The following is a 2,201-nucleotide window of genomic DNA, read 5'->3' as shown; positions in this document are numbered from 1 at the left end:
CCAGATTCGACAAGGAACCATGCGAGACCGCCACGCCCTTCGGCGTTCCCGTCGAACCCGACGTATAGATCACATACGCCAACCCCGACGGAACCGGGGGAACTCCGGGCGCGGTACCGGGGTACCCCGCCAGCTCGTCGAGGACACTCGCGTCCACCACGACACCCACACCGGCGTCCGCCAAGATGAACTCCGCCCGCTCAAACGGCAGTTCCCCATCTACGGGTACGTACGCCGCCCCCGCCTTCCACACGCCAAGAATCGCGGCGACCATCTCCGCGTCACGCCGGAGACGAAGACCCACCACCGACTCCGCACCCACACCACGACCGCGCAACCAATGCGCCAGCCGATTCGCCCACACATCCAACTCGCCGTACGACACCTCAACGCCGTCCGACACCACCGCCACCGCACCCGGAGCCGCAGCCACTCGCGCCTCGAACAGCTCAGGCACGGTCAGCGAATCAATGGCGGCCGCCGTGTCGTTCCACTGCCGCAACACCACGTCACGCTCGTCGGCACCCACCACATCCACCGCGTGCAGCCGGATGTCGGGCGTCGCCGTCACCGACTCCAGCACCCGCACGTACCGCTCGACCATCACCTCGGCCGAACCCGCATCGAACAGATCCGCAGACGCGATCAACGACCCACGCAACCCGGCCGGACGCCCCTCCTCGTCCAACACCTCCGACAACGACACGTCGAGGTCGAACCTCGCCGCTCCCGTCGGCGGTCCCTCTGAGGCCCGCGACTCCCCTGCCGTACGCCCGCTGCCCTCTACCGTCAGCATCACCTGGAACAGCGGGTGCCGGGACAGCGAACGTTCCGGGGCCAGCTCCTCCACCAGCCGCTCGAACGGCACGTCCTGATTCGCCAGCGCACCCAGACTCGCCTCCCGCACCCGCGCCAGCACCTGCCGGAACTCCGGATCCCCCGACAGATCCGTCCGGATCACCAACGTGTTCACGAAGAACCCGACCAGGTCATCCAGCGCCTCGTCCGTACGCCCAGCGATCGGCGACCCGACCGGAACATCCGTCCCCGCACCAAGCCGGGACAACGCAACCGCCAACGCCGCCTGCGCCACCATGAACACCGTCACACCCTCGGAACGCGCCAGCTCCACCACCCGCTGATGCACCTCGACCGGCACCCGCAACGGCACCCGACGCCCCACATGACTCGCCACCGCAGGACGCGCCCGATCCGCAGGCAGCACCAGTTCCTCCGGCGCCCCGGCCAACTCCTGCCGCCAGTAGCCGACTTGCTCCGACAACAGGCTGCCCGGGTCCGACTCCTCCCCCAGCAACTCCCGCTGCCACAACGCATAATCCGCGTACTGCACCGGCAACGGCTCCCACGTGGGGGCCTCGCCACGCAGCCGCCGCGCCTCGTACGCCTCCGAGAACTCACGCCGCAGCACACCCAACGACCAGCCGTCGCCGGCGATGTGATGCACCACCACGACCAGCGTCCGATCATCCGCCCCGGCCTCGAACAGCCATGCCCGGGTGGGAAGTTCGGTAGCAAGCTCGAACGTGTACCGCGAGGCCTGTGCAACCGCCTCGTCCAGGCCCTCGGGCGCCACTCGCGACACGTCGAGGTTCCAGTCCAGGTTCCGCGGGTCGAGGATGCGTTGGCAGGGCTCACCATCGACGGCCGGGAAGAGCGTGCGCAGCGACTCGTGCCGACCGATTACGTCCCGTAGCGCGGCATCCAGCGCGGCGACATCCACCTCACCGGTCAGCGACACCACCATGGGGATGTTGTACGTCGGGCTCGGGCCTTCGAGCTGAGCCAGGAACCACAGCCGGCGCTGAGCGAAGGAGAGCGGCACCCGCTCCGGACGTGTCTCCGCAGCCCGCAACGGCGTCCGAGCCGCCCCCACGTCATCGGCCAGGCGAGCGGCGAGGCCGGCCACCGTAGGCGCCTCGAACAGCGTGCGGAGCGGCAGCTCGACCCCGAGCACGGCACGGATCCGCGACACCAACCGCACCGCGAGGAGTGAGTGGCCGCCGAGCCGGAAGAAGTCGTCGTCCACCCCGACGGCCGACTCCAGCCCGAGGACGTCAGCGAAGGCCCCGCACAGGATTTCTTCCTGCACGGTCGCCGGACCCCGACCGGCGCCCGCGACGTATTCCGGCGCGGGTAGTGCTTTGCGGTCCAGTTTTCCGTTGACGGTCAGCGGGAGTTCG

Annotated in this window: 1 protein-coding gene; it reads right to left on the bottom strand. The window is 69.1% G+C overall.

Annotation, left to right across the window (positions count from 1 at the left end):
- The coding region (locus ABT004_RS36285; RefSeq protein WP_351346113.1) for a condensation domain-containing protein at positions 1-2,201 on the bottom strand (2,201 nt) is incomplete at both ends.

The organism is Streptomyces sp. NPDC002790, from assembly GCF_040295505.1.
In the GTDB taxonomy this organism is placed as follows: Bacteria; Actinomycetota; Actinomycetes; order Streptomycetales; family Streptomycetaceae; genus Streptomyces.
This window is presented reverse-complemented; position numbering and strand designations above follow the sequence as displayed.